At 72.8% G+C, this 17,593-nt stretch carries 16 protein-coding genes; 13 read left to right on the top strand and 3 right to left on the bottom strand.

From position 1 onward, the window contains the following. The first annotated feature begins 207 nt into the window (after window positions 1–207). The 13 genes from ABJI51_RS42975 (at window position 208) to ABJI51_RS42915 (ending at window position 14,302) form a co-directional block, all read left to right on the top strand. Entirely contained in the window at window positions 208–6,036 is a 5,829-nt protein-coding gene (locus tag ABJI51_RS42975; protein ID WP_348956974.1) for a type I polyketide synthase, read from the top strand. A gap of 2 nt (window positions 6,037–6,038) precedes the next feature. Beyond that, window positions 6,039–6,491 (top strand): acyl-CoA thioesterase, encoded by a 453-nt coding sequence (locus tag ABJI51_RS42970; RefSeq protein WP_348956973.1) that lies wholly within the window; start codon window positions 6,039–6,041, stop codon window positions 6,489–6,491. Window positions 6,492–6,493: 2 nt separating this feature from the next. Beyond that, the gene (locus tag ABJI51_RS42965) at window positions 6,494–7,057 is read left to right on the top strand and encodes a flavin reductase family protein (protein ID WP_348956972.1); all 564 of its coding nucleotides are present in this window, start codon (window positions 6,494–6,496) and stop codon (window positions 7,055–7,057) included. Window positions 7,058–7,068: 11 nt separating this feature from the next. Beyond that, a complete protein-coding gene (locus ABJI51_RS42960; RefSeq protein WP_348956971.1) occupies window positions 7,069–8,112 on the top strand; it encodes an NAD-dependent epimerase/dehydratase family protein in 1,044 nt (347 codons plus the stop codon). Continuing rightward, entirely contained in the window at window positions 8,109–8,291 is a 183-nt protein-coding gene (locus ABJI51_RS42955; protein WP_348956970.1) for a DUF6222 family protein, read from the top strand. Before ABJI51_RS42960 ends, ABJI51_RS42955 begins: the two co-directional genes overlap by 4 nt. Further along, window positions 8,288–9,997, top strand: coding sequence for an acyl-CoA carboxylase subunit beta (locus tag ABJI51_RS42950; protein ID WP_348956969.1), 1,710 nt, complete (start codon window positions 8,288–8,290; stop codon window positions 9,995–9,997). Before ABJI51_RS42955 ends, ABJI51_RS42950 begins: the two co-directional genes overlap by 4 nt. A gap of 24 nt (window positions 9,998–10,021) precedes the next feature. After that, on the top strand, window positions 10,022–10,204 hold the full coding sequence (locus tag ABJI51_RS42945) for an acyl-CoA carboxylase subunit epsilon (protein WP_348956968.1): 183 nt from the start codon (window positions 10,022–10,024) through the stop codon (window positions 10,202–10,204). Between the two features lie 449 nt (window positions 10,205–10,653). Next, complete coding sequence (locus ABJI51_RS42940) at window positions 10,654–10,791, top strand: hypothetical protein (RefSeq protein WP_348956967.1); 138 nt, start codon at window positions 10,654–10,656, stop codon at window positions 10,789–10,791. 139 nt (window positions 10,792–10,930) lie between these two features. Next, window positions 10,931–11,242 carry a DUF6235 family protein gene (locus tag ABJI51_RS42935; protein WP_348956966.1) on the top strand — a complete coding sequence of 104 codons (312 nt, stop codon included), beginning with the start codon at window positions 10,931–10,933 and terminating at the stop codon, window positions 11,240–11,242. A gap of 264 nt (window positions 11,243–11,506) precedes the next feature. Next, window positions 11,507–11,983, top strand: coding sequence for a DUF6423 family protein (locus ABJI51_RS42930; protein WP_348957008.1), 477 nt, complete (start codon window positions 11,507–11,509; stop codon window positions 11,981–11,983). 19 nt (window positions 11,984–12,002) lie between these two features. After that, the gene (locus tag ABJI51_RS42925) at window positions 12,003–13,331 is read left to right on the top strand and encodes an FAD-dependent oxidoreductase (RefSeq protein WP_348956965.1); all 1,329 of its coding nucleotides are present in this window, start codon (window positions 12,003–12,005) and stop codon (window positions 13,329–13,331) included. Next, complete coding sequence (locus ABJI51_RS42920; RefSeq protein ID WP_348956964.1) at window positions 13,324–13,791, top strand: DUF6187 family protein; 468 nt, start codon at window positions 13,324–13,326, stop codon at window positions 13,789–13,791. Before ABJI51_RS42925 ends, ABJI51_RS42920 begins: the two co-directional genes overlap by 8 nt. Then, a complete protein-coding gene (locus ABJI51_RS42915) occupies window positions 13,763–14,302 on the top strand; it encodes a carboxymuconolactone decarboxylase family protein (RefSeq protein WP_348956963.1) in 540 nt (179 codons plus the stop codon). The genes ABJI51_RS42920 and ABJI51_RS42915 overlap by 29 nt, the downstream gene beginning before the upstream one ends. 66 nt (window positions 14,303–14,368) lie before the next feature. Here ABJI51_RS42915 and ABJI51_RS42910 read toward each other — a convergent pair whose 3' ends face one another. From ABJI51_RS42910 to ABJI51_RS42900, 3 genes are all read right to left on the bottom strand, one after another. Further along, the gene (locus tag ABJI51_RS42910) at window positions 14,369–14,803 is read right to left on the bottom strand and encodes an SgcJ/EcaC family oxidoreductase (RefSeq protein ID WP_348956962.1); all 435 of its coding nucleotides are present in this window, start codon (window positions 14,801–14,803) and stop codon (window positions 14,369–14,371) included. A gap of 10 nt (window positions 14,804–14,813) precedes the next feature. After that, window positions 14,814–15,983, bottom strand: a complete 1,170-nt coding sequence (locus ABJI51_RS42905; protein ID WP_348956961.1) for an acyl-CoA dehydrogenase family protein — start codon at window positions 15,981–15,983, stop codon at window positions 14,814–14,816. A 97-nt stretch (window positions 15,984–16,080) separates the two neighbouring features. Continuing rightward, window positions 16,081–17,580: an alpha/beta hydrolase gene (locus tag ABJI51_RS42900; RefSeq protein ID WP_348956960.1), complete on the bottom strand. Its 1,500-nt coding sequence runs from the start codon at window positions 17,578–17,580 to the stop codon at window positions 16,081–16,083. Window positions 17,581–17,593 lie beyond the last annotated feature (13 nt).

Below are 17,593 nucleotides of genomic sequence, written 5' to 3'. Positions count from 1 at the left end.
GGCGCGCGGGCAGGCAGGGAGATGACGGTCCGCACCACCGGAAGAGATGCTGGACCGGAAGTCCGGCGGACCGGGCACCGGGCGGCGGCCTCGCCGCCCGGGGACGACAGACCGGCGGCGGGAACCTCGGGTTCCCGCGCCGGAGGACAGCGGGGACCTGATGGTTCCGGTGATACGGGGCTCGAGAGCCAGTGGGAGTGCGGTGGCATGAGCGTAGAGCGGATTTCGATCGTCGGTATCGGTCTCCGGTACCCCGATGCGAGTTCTCCGGAGGAGCTCTGGGAAAACGTGCTGGCCGGGCGCCGGGCGTTCCGCAGGCTGCCGGACGAGCGGATGAACCGGGCGGACTACTACTCGCCCGACCCGAAGGCGCCGGACCGCTTCTACGCGCAGAAGGCGGCCGTGCTGCGGGACTACGAGTTCGACCGGGTGGCGCACAAGGTCGCCGGCAGCACGTTCCGGGCGACCGACACGACGCACTGGCTGGCCCTCGACGTCGCGGCCGCGGCGCTGGCCGACGCCGGCTTCGGCGAGGGTGAGGGCGCGCCGCGGCAGAGCACCGGCGTCGTCATCGGCAACAGCCTGACCGGCGAGTTCTCCCGGGCCAACATCATGCGGCTGCGCTGGCCGTACGTGCGCCGCACGGTCGCGGCCGCGCTGTCGGCCCGCGGCTGGGAGGACGAGGAGACCGCGAACTTCCTGCGGGAACTGGAGATCCAGTACAAGGAGCCGTTCCCGGAGATCAACGAGGACACCCTCGCCGGCGGCCTGGCCAACACCATCGCCGGCCGCGTGTGCAACCACTTCGACTTCGCCGGCGGCGGGTACACCGTCGACGGCGCGTGCTCGTCGTCGCTGCTGTCGGTGGTGACCGCGGCCAACGCGCTCGCCCAGGGCGACCTCGACCTCGCCATCGCCGGCGGTGTCGACCTGTCGATCGACCCGTTCGAGGTGATCGGCTTCGCCAAGACCGGTGCGCTGGCCAAGCGCGAGATGAAGGTCTACGACGCCGACTCCAACGGCTTCTGGCCCGGCGAGGGCTCGGGCATGCTCGTCCTGATGCGCGAGAGCGACGCGCTGGAGCAGGGCAAGCGGATCTACGCGTCGATCGGCGGCTGGGGCGTGTCCTCCGACGGCAAGGGCGGCATCACCCGGCCCGAGGCCGCCGGGCACCGGCTGGCGCTCAAGCGTGCCTACGACCGGGCCGGCTACGGCGTCGAGACCGTTTCCTACTTCGAGGGCCACGGCACCGGCACCGCGCTGGGCGACGCCACCGAGATCGAGGCGCTGTCCACCGCCCGCCGCGACGCCGACCCGCTGGCCAAGCCTGCCGCGCTGTCGACCATCAAGGGCAACATCGGGCACACCAAGGCCGCGGCCGGGGTCGCCGGCCTGATCAAGGCGACGCTGGCGGTCTACCACCAGGTCATCCCGCCCGCCACCGGCCACTACGAGCCGCACGAGTCGCTGACCGGCTCCTCGGCGCGGATGTACGTCCCGCGCGAGGCCACGATCTGGCCCGAGGACCAGCCGGTCCGCGCCGGGGTCTCGGCAATGGGCTTCGGCGGCATCAACTCCCACGTCACGGTCACCGAGGCGCCGACCGCGGCCCGCCGCCGCGAGCTCGACGAGCGGGCCCGGACGCTGGTCGCCGGACGGCAGGACGCCGAGCTGCTGCTGTTCGACGCCGACGACGTCGCGACCCTGCGCGGCGACATCGCCGCGACGCTGGAGGTCGTGCCGAAGCTGTCGTTCGCCGAGCTGACCGACCTCGCCGGCGAGCTGGCCGGGAAACTGGCAGGCCGCTCAATGCGGGCGGCGGTCGTCGCGGCCAACCCGGAGCACGCCGAGCGGAAGCTGACGAAGCTGCTCGAGCAGCTGGAGTCCGGCGACGCCGTCTTCGACAGCGCCGACGGCATCTTCGCCAGCACCCGCACCACCGCCCCGAAGATCGGCTACCTGTTCCCGGGCCAGGGCTCCGGGCGCGGCGGGGACAGCGCGCTGCGCCGCCGGTTCCCGGTGGCCGACGAGATCTTCCGCGCCGCGGGCCTGCCGGTCACCGGCGACCAGGTCGCCACCGAGGTGGCCCAGCCGCGGATCGTCACCGGTTCGCTGGCCGCGCTGCGGGTGCTGCGCTCGTTCGGCATCGAGGCCGCCACCGCCACCGGCCACAGCCTCGGCGAGCTGACCGCCCTGCACTGGGGTGGCGCGCTCGACGAGCGCGGGCTGCTCGACCTGGCCAAGGTCCGCGGCAAGGTGATGGCCACGACGACCGGCGACGGCACCGGCGCCATGGCAGGCATCGCCGCCTCGCCCGGCCGGGTGGAGGAACTGGGCCTTGGCGACGAGGTCGTCATCGCCGGGTACAACGCGCCCGAGCAGACGGTCATCTCCGGACCGGCCGAGGCGATCGACCGCATCGTCGCCAGGGCCAAGGCACAGGGCGTCGGCGCGACCCGGATCAAGGTCTCGCACGCCTTCCACTCGCCTGCCGTCGAGCCTGCCGCGAACGCCATGACCGAGCGGCTGGGCGAGTTCACCTTCACCCGGCTGGAGCGGCCGGTGGTCTCCACGGTCAGCGGCGACGTGCTGCACGCCGCCGAGAACCTGCCCGAGCTGCTGCGCGACCAGATCGTGCTGCCGGTCCGCTTCCGCGAGGCCGCCGCCAAGGTGGCCGAGCGCAGCGACCTGGTGGTCGAGGTCGGCCCCGGCCGGGTGCTGACCGGGCTGTTCGAGGAGATCGCGCCGGAGACGCCGGTGCTGGCCGTCGACACCGACAACGCGTCGCTGCAGGCCCTGCTGCGGGTCGTCGGCGCGGCGTTCGCCCTCGGGGCGCCGGTCTCGGTGGACGCGCTGTTCGAAGGCCGGGTCGTGCGGGCCCTGCCCGCCGACGGCGAGTTCAGCTTCCTCGCCAGCCCGTGCGAGGCCGCGCCGTCGATAGACAGCGAGCTGGCCGCCGAGCTGGCCGCGGAGCGGGCACAGGCCGCCGAGGCCGACGCCGCCGCGGCCGACGGCGACTCCGGCTCGACCCTGGACCTGCTGCGCAAGCTCGCCGCCGAGCGCGTCGAGCTGCCGCTGGAGGCGGTCACCGCCGACACCCACCCGCTCGACGACCTGCACCTGTCGTCGATCACGGTGGGACAGCTGGTCAACGACGTCACCCGGGCGCTGGGCCGTCCCGCGCTGGAAGGCATGCCGAACTTCGCGACGGTGTGCCTCGGCGAGCTCGCCGAGATGATCGACGAGCTGGCGCAGACGGCGAAGCCCGCGGACGCGTCGAACAAGGGCGAGGCCCCGGGCGTCGGGCCGTGGGTCCGGCCGTTCGCGGTCGAGTACGTGCCGGCGCCGCGGCCCGCCGCGGACCTCACGCCGGGCACCGGCCGCGCCGAATGGCAGGTCTTCGCGACGCCGCGGCACCCGCTCGCCGAACCGCTGCGGGCCGCGCTCGCCGCGTCCGGCACCGGCGACGGCGTGCTGCTCTGCCTGCCCGCGGACTGCGACTCCAGCCACGTCGGCCTGTTCCTCGACGCCGGCCGCGCCGTCATGGCCGCCCCCAACGGCACGCGCTTCGTGGTCGTGCACCACGGCTACGGTGCGGCAGGCCTGGCCAGGACCCTGCGCCTGGAGGACCCGTCGGCGAAGACGACGATCATCGACTTCGCGAACCCGACACCGTCCGATGTGGACGAAGTCGCCGAGGCCGTGCACACCGTGGTGGCCGAGGTCGCCGCGACCACGGACTTCACCGAAGCCCGCTACGGCGCCGACGGCGGGCGCACGGTGCCGCGGCTGTCCGCGCTGCCCGCCCCGAAGCCCGGCCCGATCCGCGACTCGCTGGACGCCTCCGACGTCCTGCTCGTCACCGGCGGCGGCAAGGGCATCACCGCGGAGAGCGCGCTCGCGCTGGCCAAGGACTCCGGTGCCAAGCTCGCCCTGCTCGGCCGCTCCGACCCGGAGTCCGACAGCGAGCTGGCCGAGAACCTCGACCGCATGGAGGCGGCGGGCATCCGCTACCGCTACGAGCGCGCCGACGTCACCAGCGCCCCGCAGATCGCCGAGGCGGTCGCCCGGGTCGAGGCCGAACTCGGCCCGGTCACGGCGATCCTCCACGGCGCGGGCCGCAACGAGCCCGCCGCGTTGTTCTCCCTCACCGAGGACAGCTTCCGCAAGACGCTCGCCCCGAAGATCGGCGGCCTCAACGCGGTGCTCGCCGCGGTCGACCAGGACCGCATCAAGCTCCTGGTCACCTTCGGCAGCATCATCGGCCGGGCGGGCCTGCGCGGTGAAGCGCACTACGCCACGGCCAACGACTGGATGACCGAGCTGACCCTGCGCTTCGGCCAGGAACACCCGAAGGCGCGGGCGATCGCGCTGGAGTGGTCGGTCTGGTCGGGCACCGGCATGGGCGAGAAGCTCGGCGTGGTCAGCGCCCTGATGCGCGACGGCATCACGCCGATCCCGACCGAGGAGGGCATCACCATCCTCCGCCAGGTGCTGGCCGACCCGGCCGCGCCGCCGGTGCTGGTCGTCTGCGGCCGCACGTCGGGACTGGCCACGCTGCCGATCCAGAAGCGGGAGCTGCCGCTGACCCGGTTCGTCGACCGCGCGGTCGTGCACTACCCGGGCGTCGAGCTGATCACCGAGGCCGACCTGTCCGACGGTGCCGACCCGTACCTGACCGACCACCTGCTCGACGGGCAGCTGCTGTTCCCCGCGGTGATCGGCATGGAGGCCATGACGCAGGCCGCGGCGGCGACGCTGGACCGCACCGGCACCCCGGTGCTCTCGGACGTGGAGTTCCTGCGGCCGATCATCGTCTCGCCGGGCGGGTCGACCACGGTCCGGCTGGCCACGCTGGCCCGCGACGCCGACACCGTCGACGTCGTGATCCGCAGTGACGAGACCGGCTTCAGCGCCGACCACTTCCGAGCCCGGCTGAGCTTCGCCCGGCCTGCCGAGATCGGCGCGAGCCAGGCCCGCGACGTCGCGCTGCCGCCGGTCCCGGTGGAGCCGATCAGCGAGCTGTACGGCTCGGTCCTGTTCCAGGGCAAGCGGTTCCAGCGGGTCCTCGGCTACCGGCGGGCGAGTGCCCGGCACGCGGTCGCCGAGATCGCGACCGGCGCCGACCACGAGTGGTTCGCCCCGTTCCTCCCGCAGGAGCGGCTGCTGGCCGACCCGGGCACCCGCGACGCGATGATGCACGCGATCCAGTGCTGCATCCCCGACGCGACGCTGCTGCCGCAGGGCATCGAGAAGCTCTACCTGGCCGAGCCGGGCAGCCAGCACGACGAGTACGTCCTGCTGGACGCGAAGGAACGGCTCCAGGACGGCGACAGCTACGTCTACGACCTCGACGTGCGCAACCCGGACGGGACGCTGGTCGAGCGCTGGGAAGGCCTGAAGCTGCGTGCGGTCCGCAAGCGCGACGGCGCCGGGCCGTGGGTCCCCACGATGCTCGGGTCCTATGTGGAGCGTGCCTGTGAACGGCTGCTCGGCGGGACGCGGTCGGTGGTGCTGGAACCGGACCCGGTCGGCCGCCCGGCGGAGGGCATCGCGGAGCGCCGGGCGCAGACCGCGCTCGCCGCGGGCCGCGCGCTCGACCGCCCGGTCGAGGTCCGCTACCGCCCCGACGGCAAGCCGGAGTGCGACGGCGTCCAGGTGACCGCGTCGCACACGTCGGAGCTGACCCTCGTGGTCGCCGGCTCCGACCAGGTCGCCTGCGACATCGAGACGGCGATCGACCGCACCGAAGAGGACTGGGCGGGGCTGCTGGGCGAGGAACTGCTCGCCCTCGGGCGGCTGCTGGCCGCGGACACCGGCGAACCGCTCAGCGTGGCCTACACGCGGGTCTGGAGCGCGCTGGAGTGCGTCCGCAAGACCGGGTCGATGACCCAGGCCCTCACCGTGCGCCAGGTCGACGCCGACGGGTGGGCGCTGCTCGCCTCCGGCAGTGCCCGGATCGCCACCTGGTCGACCACGGTCAACGACCGGACCGCCCCGATCGTCTTCGCCGTGCTCCACGCAGAGGGGAACTGAAGATGTCCGACTACTACGAGATCCGCCACACGGTCGGCTTCGAAGAGACCAACCTGGTGGGCAACGTCTACTACGTGAACTACGTGCGCTGGCAGGGCCGGTGCCGCGAGATGTTCCTCAAGGAGAAGGCGCCGGCGGTGCTCGAGGAGGTCCGCCACGACCTCAAGCTGTTCACCCTCAAGGTGGAGTGCGAGTTCTTCGCCGAGATCACCGCGTTCGACGAGCTGTCCATCCGGCTGCGGCTGGAGGAGCTCACCTCGACGCAGATCCAGTTCGCGTTCGACTACGTCCACCTCACCCCCGAGGGCGACGAGCGGCTGGTGGCCAGGGGACGGCAGCGGATCGCCTGCATGCGCGGGCCCAACACGGCCACCGTGCCGTCGCGGGTCCCCGAGCAGCTGCGGGAAGCGCTGGTTCCGTACTCGACGGGCGCGGTCAACGGCAAGGGAGTCTGACAGTGGGCTACGAATCGGAGCCTCCCGTGCTGAAGCGGCTGCCGACGCCGCCGGCACGCCGGGGCTTGTCGACCCAGCCGGGACTGCGGCAAGTGATGGCGCAGTTCGCGACCGGGGTGACGGTGCTGACGGCGGGCGGGGAGGACGCGCACGGCATGACCGCCAACGCGTTCTCGTCGGTGTCGCTGGAACCGCCGATGGTGCTGTGCTGCGTGTCCAAGGCGGCGCGGATGCACGCCGCGATCGTCACCGCGGGCTCGTTCGGGGTGAACATCCTGGCCGCGGACCAGCAGGAGACGTCGAAGTACTTCGCCGACTGGCGCCGTCCCAACGGGATGAGCCAGTTCGACTCCGTCGGCCACACGCTGGGCGCCCGGACCGGGGCGCCGCTGCTGAACGGGGCGCTGGCCTGGCTGGAGTGCGAGCTGGCGCAGGTGGTCGAGGGCGGTGACCACTCGATCTTCCTGGGCCGGGTGGTCGCCACCAGCCGCGGCACCGGCGAGCACGCGCTCGTCTTCTACGGCGGCGCGTACCACCACGTCGACGGACAGGCCCGCGCGGCCTGAGGAGGACAGTCATGCTGATCGCGGTCACGGGCGGCACCGGCTTCCTCGGTGCCCACACGGTCGCCGCACTGCTGCGGCGGGGGCACCGGGTCCGGCTGCTCGCCCGTGACCCCGGCGCCGCTCCGTCCACAGTGGACGTGGCGGCGGGTGACGTCACCGATCCGGCCGCGGCCCGGCGGCTGGTCGACGGTGCGGACGTCCTGCTGCACGCGGCAGGCGTCTACACCTTCGACAGCAGGCGCCGCGGCGAGCTGTGGCGGGTGAACGTGCACGGCACCGAAGTCGTGCTCGCCGCCGCGCGCCGGGCGGGCACCGGCCGGATCGTGCACGTGTCGACCGTCGGGGCGCTGTACCCGGCCGCCGAGCCGTCGATCGGGCCCGCGAGCCCGGTCGGCGGCTCGCGGGAGCCCTACCTGGCGTCGAAGGCGGCGGCCGAGCGGATCGCGCGGGAGCACCGCGCGGACGGCGCACCGGTCGCCGTCACCCACCCGCCCGCGCTGCTCGGCCCGGACGACCCGCACCTGGGCGACCAGAACGCCCGGCTGCGGGCCGTCCTGCGCGGGCTGACGCCGATCTGGCCGGGCCGCGGCCTCCCCGTCGGGGACGTCCGCGACTCCGCCGAGCTGCACGCCCGGCTCCTCACCGGCGAGGCGCCGGGCGGCGCGTTCTTCGGGCCGGGGCACTTCCTGACCACCCGGGAGTACCTGGCGACGGTCCGGGCGGCGACCGGGCGGGCGCTGCCTGCGGTGTTCCTGCCGCCGCGGGCGCTGTACCCGGTGGGGTGGCTCGCCGACCGGCTGCAGCGCGCGTGGCCGTGGGCGCTGCCGGTGCAGTACGGCGCGATCCACGTCTGCGCGACGGCCGTGCCGGTCGCCGCCGACGCGCCCGCCGCGGGAGTGGCGGCGCGGCCGGTGCTCGACACCGTGCGCGACACCGTGGCGTGGCTGCACGCGGCCGGGTGGCTCACCCGGCGGCAGGCGGGCACGGCACTTTCGTCAGCAGTTCGCACCGGTCCCGGATCCGGGACCGTCCAGACCGAGGAGGTCCTGCCATGACCACCAGCGACGCCGGGCATGTGGACACCGGTGACCGGCAGGCCGGGGCACCCCTCGCCCCGTCGGCCACCGACGCCGTCGTCCGGCCGATGCCCCGGCTGGGCCGCGGCATCGTGTGGTCGGACATCGTCGCCGAGATCGAGCGGGACCACCAGGTCCGGATGAGGGATGCCGCGTGAGCGGAAGCCAGGACGCCGGCGCGGCGCGGGCCGGTGACGCCGAGGTGGTGCCGGTCCCCGAAGGGGGACGGCGCCGCCGGCTGGGCCGGACGGCCGCGTCCGGGGACGCCCAGGTCATCGAGCTGGTCCGCGCCGCGGGCCCGGCGCGGCCGGCCCCGCCCGACATGCCGCTGCTGCGCAAACGCCGCGAGGAACTGCGCTCGCACATCCACGAGGGCAAGCTCGACGCCGTCCGGCGCCAGCACTCGCTGGGCAAGCTGACCGCACGCGAACGGCTCGCCCTGCTGCTCGACGACGACTCCTTCACCGAGATCGAGCCCTACCGCCGTCACCAGGCCAGCGGTCCCGGGCTGGCGGGCAACCGACCGCACACCGACGGCGTGGTCGCCGGCTCCGGCACCATCGACGGGCGCCGGGTGTTCGTCTACGCCCAGGACTTCACGCTCTTCGGTGGTTCGCTCGGCGAGGCGCACGCGGCGAAGATCCACAAGGTGCTCGACCTCGCGCTGGCCAACGGCGCCCCGGTGATCGGGCTCAACGACAGCGGCGGCGCCCGGATCCAGGAGGGTGTGCTCGCCCTCAACGGCTACGGCGGCATCTTCCGCCGTCAGGTCGAGGCGTCCGGCGTGATCCCGCAGATCAGCGTCATCCTCGGCCCGTGCGCGGGCGGTGCGGCGTACTCGCCCGCACTGGCGGACTTCACGTTCATGGTGCGTGACACCGCGCGCATGTACCTGACCGGGCCGGACGTCGTCGAGGCCGTCAGCGGCCAGCGCGTCACGCACGAGGAACTCGGCGGCGCGGACGTCCACGGCAGCGCGTCGGGCGTGGCGACGGTGGTGCACGACGACGAGGAGACCTGCCTCGCCGACGTCCGCTACCTGGTGTCGCTGCTGCCGTCGAACTACCTCGACCCGCCGCCTGCCACGGCGCCGTCGAACGCGAAGGACGACTACCGGCCGCGGCTGGCGGAGCTGGTCCCGGTCGAGCCGAACCAGCCGTACGACATGCGGGAAGTGTTCGCCGAGCTGGCCGACGACGGCGAGTTCTTCGAGCTGCACGAGGGCTGGGCCCGCAACGTGCTGTGCGCGCTGACCCGCATCGACGGCCGGGTCGTCGGCCTGGTCGGCAACCAGCCGGTGGTGTTCGCCGGTGTGCTCGACGGGCCGGCGTCGCAGAAGGCCGCGCGGTTCGTGCGGTTCTGCGACGCGTTCGGCATCCCGCTGGTGAGCCTGGTCGACGTCCCGGGGTTCCTGCCGGGGGTCGAGCAGGAGCGCGGCGGGATCATCCGCCAGGGCGCGCAGCTGCTGCACGCGTACTGCGAGGCGACGGTGCCACGCATCCAGGTGATCCTGCGCAAGGCCTACGGCGGCGCGTACATCGTGATGGATTCGCGGTCGATCGGCTGCGACCTGTCCCTGGCGTGGCCGACCAACCAGATCGCGGTGATGGGCGCGGAGGGAGCGGTGAACGTGCTGTACCGCCGCGACCTGGCGGCGGCGGCCGACCCGGCGGCCCTGCGGGCGAAACTGGTGGCGGAGTACACCGAGGAGTTCCTGAACCCGCAGTACGCGGCCGAGCGAGGCCTGGTCGACGACATCATCGACCCGGCAGAGACCCGCGCGGCGGTGGCCAGGGGGCTGGCCATGCTGAGCGGCAAGCGCAAGCCCGGCCCGTCCCGCAAGCACGGCAACCTGCCGATCTGACCCGCTGAGGAAGGTGTGCTCCCGATGTCCGCGATCCGCGTGCTCCACGGTGCCCCGGACGACTGCGAGCTGGCGGCCCTGATCGCGGTCCTCCAGTCGCTGCGGCGGCAGGAGCCCGGAGACGGCGCCGAGGAGCCGGCGTGGCAAGCCCGGGAGTCCTGGACGGCCGGGGCGAGCGCCTGGCGGCTGTCCGGGCTGCCGCGCTGAGCCCTTGCGGGCGGGTGGTCCAGGTGCTAGCCCGGACCACCCGCCCGCCGTGGTTCGCGCTTCAGGCGGCTCGGCCGGGCGCCTGCTGTGGCGTGGGCGGCGGCTCGCCCCAACGTGCGCTTTAGGCGGCTCGGCCGGGCGCCTGCCGTGGCCTGGGCAGCGGCTCGCCCCGGGCCCGGCCACCACGGACCGCGCGCTTCCCTCCACCTCCGCTCAGGCCGCCCGGCCCGGCACCTGCCGCAGCCTCCGCGCCGCGGCCCGCGGCGTGTGTCGTCTGGCCTGCGTGGACCGCCGCGTAGCGCACCTCGCCGTCCGAGAACGGCTTCACCTCCGTGCGTTCTCCCTCCCCGAACTGCGCGCCGCAGGCTGCGCACGTCAGCGGTTCCCATCCGATCCTCGACTCCGGTGGCGCATGGTGATTCCACACACCGACACAGCGGAGGAACGCCATGACAGCAGCAGCAGCGGTGCCGGCCGACGACCGGAATCCGGCACCCGCCGAAGAACCCCGCGGGCTCCGGCTGGTCCAGCCGCCCGAACCGGTCGAGGAAGAGCTCGGCGAGCACATCGTGCTCGGCTACAACTGAAGCGGCGGGCTCCGGCCCGGGGCTCCGACCGCACGCTCGGAGATGAGCACCCCGGGCCGCGCCGGGGAGAATCGACCTTGTCCGGGCCGGAGTGTCACCGCAGCACGGTGGCCCATACGTGCGGTTGGGAGGCCGGCGGATGGCAATGCGCCTCCAGCTCACGGAGGGCCTCGAAGTCCTCGAAAGCTGGGCCGAAACGGCAACACAGGCGGAACGGAACAGCGTCTACGAGGCCCTGTTCGCCGTCGGTGACGGTTCCGCTTTCATTGTTTACGACATTTTCGCGGATCCCCATGATCCCGGTCATTTCCTCATCGTGGTGAAATCGGGACTCGTCATGAAAGTGATGGTGCGCCGCGCCGAATCCGCGTTCGCGATCCGTTATGTCGGCGCGGTCGAGGACGGCATCGACACCGCGGCCGCGGCCCAGGAGACGTCCAGCCCGGAGTGACCGGCGCGCGAAGCCGCTGGTCCGAACGGCGTAATGGGCGTTCGCAGCCGGTTGTGCGGGTTTCCGCTGTTCGGTGGCACATTATCGGCTTCGCAGACGTGCATTCCTCACCTTGACAGCGTAACTTGCCGTATGAAAGCCTTTGCGTGTTCGCTGGTCAGGCCGCTATTTCTGGGGTGGGTAAACGTAGGAGGCTGCACCATGTCTTCACCCGAATTGCCAGGACTCGATGTTTCCAGCCGGGTGCGCGCCCGGGACGTCCAGATGACCGGGACCGCCGACGTCGGCCGCCGGGTGCTCATGATCACCGGTGCCATCGACACCACCGACCACGACGTGTCGGTGAGCGTCAACCTCCCCGAACCCGGCCGCTGGCAGGTCATCAAGGCCGAGACCAACCTGACCGACCAGACGTGGGTCGCGATGCAGGCGGTGATGGACGAGGACTCGACGTTCCTCGACGACGAGATGCTGATGTCGCCGCAGTTCTCGAAGAGCTTCATGACCCCGGACCAGCGCCGCCTCACCTTCTACGACGGCGAGGTCCGCCCCGGCGAGACCGTCCTGAAGACGTACTCGATGGAGACCAGCGGCCGCAAGCCGACGTACTTCTACTCGCGCTACAGCCCGATCGCCACCGACAGCGCCGAGCAGTCCCAGCAGACGCTGGACGAGCTGGTCACCAACGGGATGAGCCAGCGGCCGGTGGTGGAGCTGATCGTCCCCGTCACGGTGCTCTGAGCCGGCGGCGGGACGAGCAGTGATCACGTTCGTACCGGAGCCACACCTGCTCGGCTCGCCGCGTGGCCGCGCCTGGCCGCGTCCTCCCGCGCCACCTTCCCCGGCGCGGGAGGCGTCGCCGTCCCCGGCCGCGGACGTCGTGGTCGTCGGCGCCGGCCCCGCCGGGCTGGCCGTCGCCTCGGCGCTGTGGCACCACGGCGTCACCGACGTGGCCGTGGTGGACCGCACCGGACGTCCCTGCGGCCGCTTCTTCGGCCGCATCGACCTGCTCGGCCAGCGCGTGCTGCGCTCGCCCTACGAGCACCACCCCGGCGTCGAGGGCTTCCGCGACTGCGAGCTGCTCGACTTCGCGCGGCTGCACTGGGGCAGGCTGACCCCGACCGAGCGCCGCGAGATCCGGATGGCGCAGGCGGGGCACCGCTCGGTCGTCCCGGTCGACGTCTTCGACGCCTACTGCGCGCACCTGGTCACCACCCACCACGTGGGCGAGAAGACCTGGCAGGCGACGGTCCGCGAGGTCGTGCCGGGCCCGGACGCGGTCACCGTGCACACCGACCGCTTCTCCGTCGCCGCCCGGCACGTCGTGCTCTGTCCCGGCGAGGAACGCCGCCCGGCCCCGGAAACCTGGTGGGGCGGCGGGCATCCGCCGCGCGGAGTGTCCTTTTGGGACGAATCGGTACCGGCAGGCGTGCGCTGCCAGGTCGTCGTCGGCGCGGGACTCACCGCGGCCCACCTGATCACCGGCGCGCTCGAGGCCGGGCGCGAGGTGCACTGGGTGGTCCGCGAGACCGGCGAGCGCTACCAGTGCGCGGACGTCAACTCCACGTTCTTCCGGCCCGAGGGCCGCAAACGCTTCGACAGCGTCGGCTGGGCCGAGCGGCTCGACCTGATGAGCCGGTTCCGGCGCGCGTCGATCATGTTCGAGTTCCGCCCGCTGCTCGAACGCGCCGAGGCCGAAGGCAGGCTGGTCGTCCACCGCGGGGAAGCGGTGAAGCAGATCGCGCCCGCCGTCGGCGGCAGCGTGGTACTGCGCCTGGCGAGCGGCAGGCGCGTCGCGGGCGACCACGTCGTCCTCGCACTGGGCACGACGCCGTCGATCGGCACCGGGCTGCTGCCCGACGAGGTCGTCGACGCCCGCGACGGCTGGCCGTCCCTGGACGAGCGCACGCTGTCCTACCGCCGCGAGCCGCGCGTGTCGGTCGTCGGGGCCGCGGCGGGCATGGTGCTCGGCCCGGCGGCCCGCAACATCGACGGCCACCGCGTCGCGACCACGCGCGTCGCCGCGGCGATCGCCGCGCAGCTGCGCTCCGGGGTTGCCGTGCCGTCCGGGGAGGTCGTCGGTGTCTGAGCGGCACGACTCGCGGTTTTCGCTGCCGGAGGTCGACGCCCCGGCCGCTACCGAGGCCGGGGTCATCCTGCTCGGCCTCGACGCCGACCGGCTGCTCGCCGGCCTCGCCGTCGCCCGCCTCGCGGACGACCCCGCACTGGTCACCCAGGTCGTCGACCAGGCCCGGCACGGCTCGGCCGCGTTCGGCCTCGGCGGGCTTCTCGAATCCGGGCGCGAGCACTGGCTGGCCCTGCGCGACCGGGTCGGCGGCCCGCCGTCGACGTCGTCGCCGGGCTCGCTGCGGCGGGAGTGGGAACGGCGGCTGGAGCTCGTCGCGGCGGCGGTGCCCGGCGCCGGCGCGGGCACCATCGCCTACCTGACCGCCTGCGCGCTGCGCGGCACCGAAATCGACCAGCTCGCCGCCGCGACGGCGGACGGAAAGGAACCCTCCGATGTCGTACCTGAGGTCCCTGCCGGCTGAGACCACGCTGCTCCAGGTGTTCCAGGCGAACCCCGACCCGGCACGCCACCTGCTGGACCTCCACGAGGTGCTGATGCGCGGCGAGTCCCCGTTCACGGCGGGGGAGCGCGAGCTGATCGCGGCGTACGTGTCCGGGGTGAACAGCTGCACCTACTGCCACGGCATCCACACGATCACCGCGGAGGCGTTCGGTGTCCCCGAGGGACTGCTGGCGGCCGCGGTCGCGGACCTGGACACCGCACCGGTCGACGACAAGCTCCGGCCCGTGCTCGCCTACGTCGGCAAGCTGACCCGCACCCCGTCCCGGATGACCGACGCGGACGCCGAAGCCGTGTTCGCCGCGGGCTGGGACGAGCGCGCCCTGCACGACGCGGTCCTGGTGTGCGCGCTGTTCAACTTCATGAACCGCATGGTGGAGGGCCTGGGCATCCGCGCCGACGAGGCGTACGCGACGACGTCCGGCCTGCGCCTCAAGGAAGGCGGCTACGCGGGCCTGGCCGCCCTGCTCTGAGCTTCCGGCGCAGAAAGAACCCGGGCCGCGCGAGGCGGCCCGGGTTCTTTCTGCGATGCGGCGGGATCAGACCGTGCCCGGCTTCGGCAGCTGCTGCTTGGCCGGGGTGTTCTGGTAGGACGCCAGCTGCCAGGCACCGTTCCGCTTCACGACCGTCCAGGACGCCCGGATCGACTGGGAGTCCGCGACCTCGGTCTCGCCGGGGCCGAGGACGCCGCCCTGGGTGATCAGGACGCCGGAGTCCGGGGTGAAGAAGCGGATCTCGATCGGGCGCCCGGTCACCTGGGTGCCCTTGTAGTTGCCCTCGAACGACTCCTTGAGGAACGCGCGGATCTCTTCGCGGCCCTTCTTGAAGATGCCGGGCAGGATCATCGTGCCGTCTTCGGTGAAGACGTCGGCGAAACCGTCGGCGTCGTGGTAGGCCCACGCCGCGATGACCTTCTGGGTGAGTGCCGCGATCGCGGCCTGGTCGGCGGCCGTGCCGCTTTCGGTCGTCGTCATCGGAGTCTCCCTAGATGTAGAGCGTGTTGGGCTCGAGCCCGCAGAGCACGCGGCCGTACAGCTCGGTGTTGGTGTTCGGGTGCATCAGCGCGTGGAGGTTCACCGCGGCGATGTCGCGGGCGATGCGCTGGATCGGGATGCCGTGGTAGATCGACGAACCGCCGGACGCGCCTGCCAGGATGTCGATGGACTCCTTGGCCAGCCGCACCACCGCGCCGAGGTCGGCCCGCGCGACCGCGCGCTCCTCCAGCTTCCACGGGCTGCCGTCGGCGGTCTTCGCATCGACCAGGCCGGCCAGCCGGTGTGCGTGGAACTGGGCCTCGTCCATCTTCAGCGCCGCCTCCGCCACCTGGTGGTGGGTGATCGGCGCCTCGCGCTGCGAGTCGTAGGCGGTGTAGGTGATCTTGCGGTCCGGCAGCCGCTTGAGGAAGCTGTCCTGCGCCGACTTCGCCATGCCCACCAGCGTGCCGACCGACGACGCCGACGCGACCGGCAGCAGCGGCGACCGGTAGATCGAGCCGCCAGGACCGCCCTGGCCCTCCAGCACCGCCGGCAGCGGGAGCACGCGCTCGGCCGGGATGAAGACGTCCTGCGCCACCGTCGACACGCTGCCGGTGCCGCGCAGGCCCGCGGTGTCCCAGTCGTCCACGATCAGCAGGTCCGACAACGGGACCAGCGCCATGATCGGGTACGGCTCGCCCTCCGGCGGGACGAAGATCGCGATGATCTCCTGCCACTGCGCGTGCAGCGCCCCGCTGATGAAGCCCCACTTGCCGTTCACCACGACGCCGCCGTCGGCGGGCGCGGCCATCGCGGACGGGCTGAGCGTGCCGCAGATGCGGACGTCGGGGGTGGAGAACACCTCGTCCTGCACCGCTTCCGGGAAGTGGCAGGCCATCCAGGTGGGAATCCAGTACACCGAAGCAACCCAGGAGGTCGAGCCGTCGGCGCGGCCGATCTCGGTGGCGACGTCGACGAGGGTGCGGGTGTCGGCCTCGAACCCGCCGTACCGCTTCGGGCGGCGCAGCTTGAACACGCCCGCCTCGGCCAGTGCCTCGATGGACTCGTCGTGCACCCGCCGGTTCTGCTCGGACCAGTTCGCGTGCTTCTTCAGTACGGGAGCCAGTTCGGCCACGCGGCGAACCAGTTCCTCCCGCGTCGGAACATCGGTGCTCGACACCTTGACCTCCTAGATTGTCGACGGTCCCAGCTTCGCAGCGCGGTCGGAGCGAGCGCGTCTTCGTTCTTGCCGCGGCTTCGGACTCACCGCGGCACGGTCAGCCCGGGAGCGGCGGCGGCGCCTGCGGGCAGTCCACATCGGACCGATTGCCCGGGAGACGGGCGGGCAGCGTGCCCGCCGCCAGGTACTCCGCGATCTTGCCGTCCACGCACGTGTTGCCGCCGACCAGCGTGCTCGCGTGGTTGATGCCGCCGGGCACGGCGAGCAGCGCACTGCCCGGGAACCGCTTGCGTGTTTCGAGGCTGCCCGCGAACGGCGTTGCCGGATCGAGCGTCTCGTCGACCAGCAGCATGCTGCCCACGCGGTCGCTGCCGACGGTCACGGGCCTGCCCGCCGGCGCGGGCCAGAACAGGCACGGCGCGTTGAACCAGGTGTTCTGCCAGGCGAAGTACGGTGCCTCGGTGAACGCCCGCCAGGTGTCCGCCCGCCACTTGCGCCAGTTCACCGGCGACTGCACGTCCGTGCACTCCACGGCCAGGTACGCCGCGTACCCGTTGTCGTTCCCGCGCCCGCCGATCTGCTCGAAGGACGTCTTCAGCAGCGCGCCGTCCCGGTGCCCGGCCCAGCCGGCGAACACCTCGGCGGCCGACGGCCAGCCCAGCCTGCGGTAGACGGCCAGCTGGAAGACGTCCAGCCACTCGTCCGGGCCGATCACGCCCGCGGCCGGTTCGCGCGCCAGCGTCGCCAGCTGCCGGTCGAACACGGCCTTCACCGCGGCCTGGGTCCGGCCCAGGTGGTAGACGTCGTCGTGCTCCGCCACCCAGCCGAAGAACGCGTTCAGGTTCCGGTCGTACCCGGCGTCCTGTGCCAGGTTGATCCGGTAGTAGACGTCCCGCGCGTGCACGCTGCTGTCCAGGACCATCCGGCGCACCCGCTCCGGGTGCAGGGTCGCGTACACCTGGCCGACGTACGTGCCGTACGAGTAGCCGTAGAAGCTCATCCGGTCCACGCCGAGCGCGACCCGGATGCTTTCCACGTCCGCCACGGTGTCCGTGGTCTTCATGTTCGCCAGCAGCTCCGGATCGTTGCGCGCGCCGCAGTCGGCGGCGTACCCCCGCACGCGGTCGAGCCATGCCCGTTCCAGCTGCGGCGTGACCGGCACGTACGACGGCCGGTCGTAGTCCATGTAGTCGCGGTCGCACGACAGCGCGGGGGTGCTGGTCCCGACCCCGCGCGGGTCGAAACCGATCCAGTCGTAGGCGTCCCCGGCGTGGCCGGGGACCAGCGGGCCGAGCGCGGCCATCCCGAGCCCGGGCAGCCCGGGACCGCCGGACAGGGTCATCATGACGCCCTGGAAAGCGCTGTCCGGCGTCTTGTGCGCGAGCCGGGACACCGCGATCCGCAGCTGCCTGCCGTGCGGCCTGCGGTGGTCCACCGGCACTTCGAGGGTGGCGCACTGGGCGCCGACCGCGGCCAGTCCCGGATCCTGGCAGGCACTCCAGGCGATGGCCGGTGGTGCCGCGGTGGCGGCCGGAGCGGTCACCGCCGAAACCGCCATGACCGCGACGGCGACTACGGTGACTGTCGGACGTTTCACCTGGCCCACCTCC

The sequence above is a fragment of the Amycolatopsis melonis genome (assembly GCF_040064235.1).
GTDB lineage: Bacteria > Actinomycetota > Actinomycetes > Mycobacteriales > Pseudonocardiaceae > Amycolatopsis > Amycolatopsis melonis.
The sequence above is the reverse complement of the archived record's forward strand: the minus strand, read 5'-3'. Positions and strand labels throughout refer to the sequence as shown.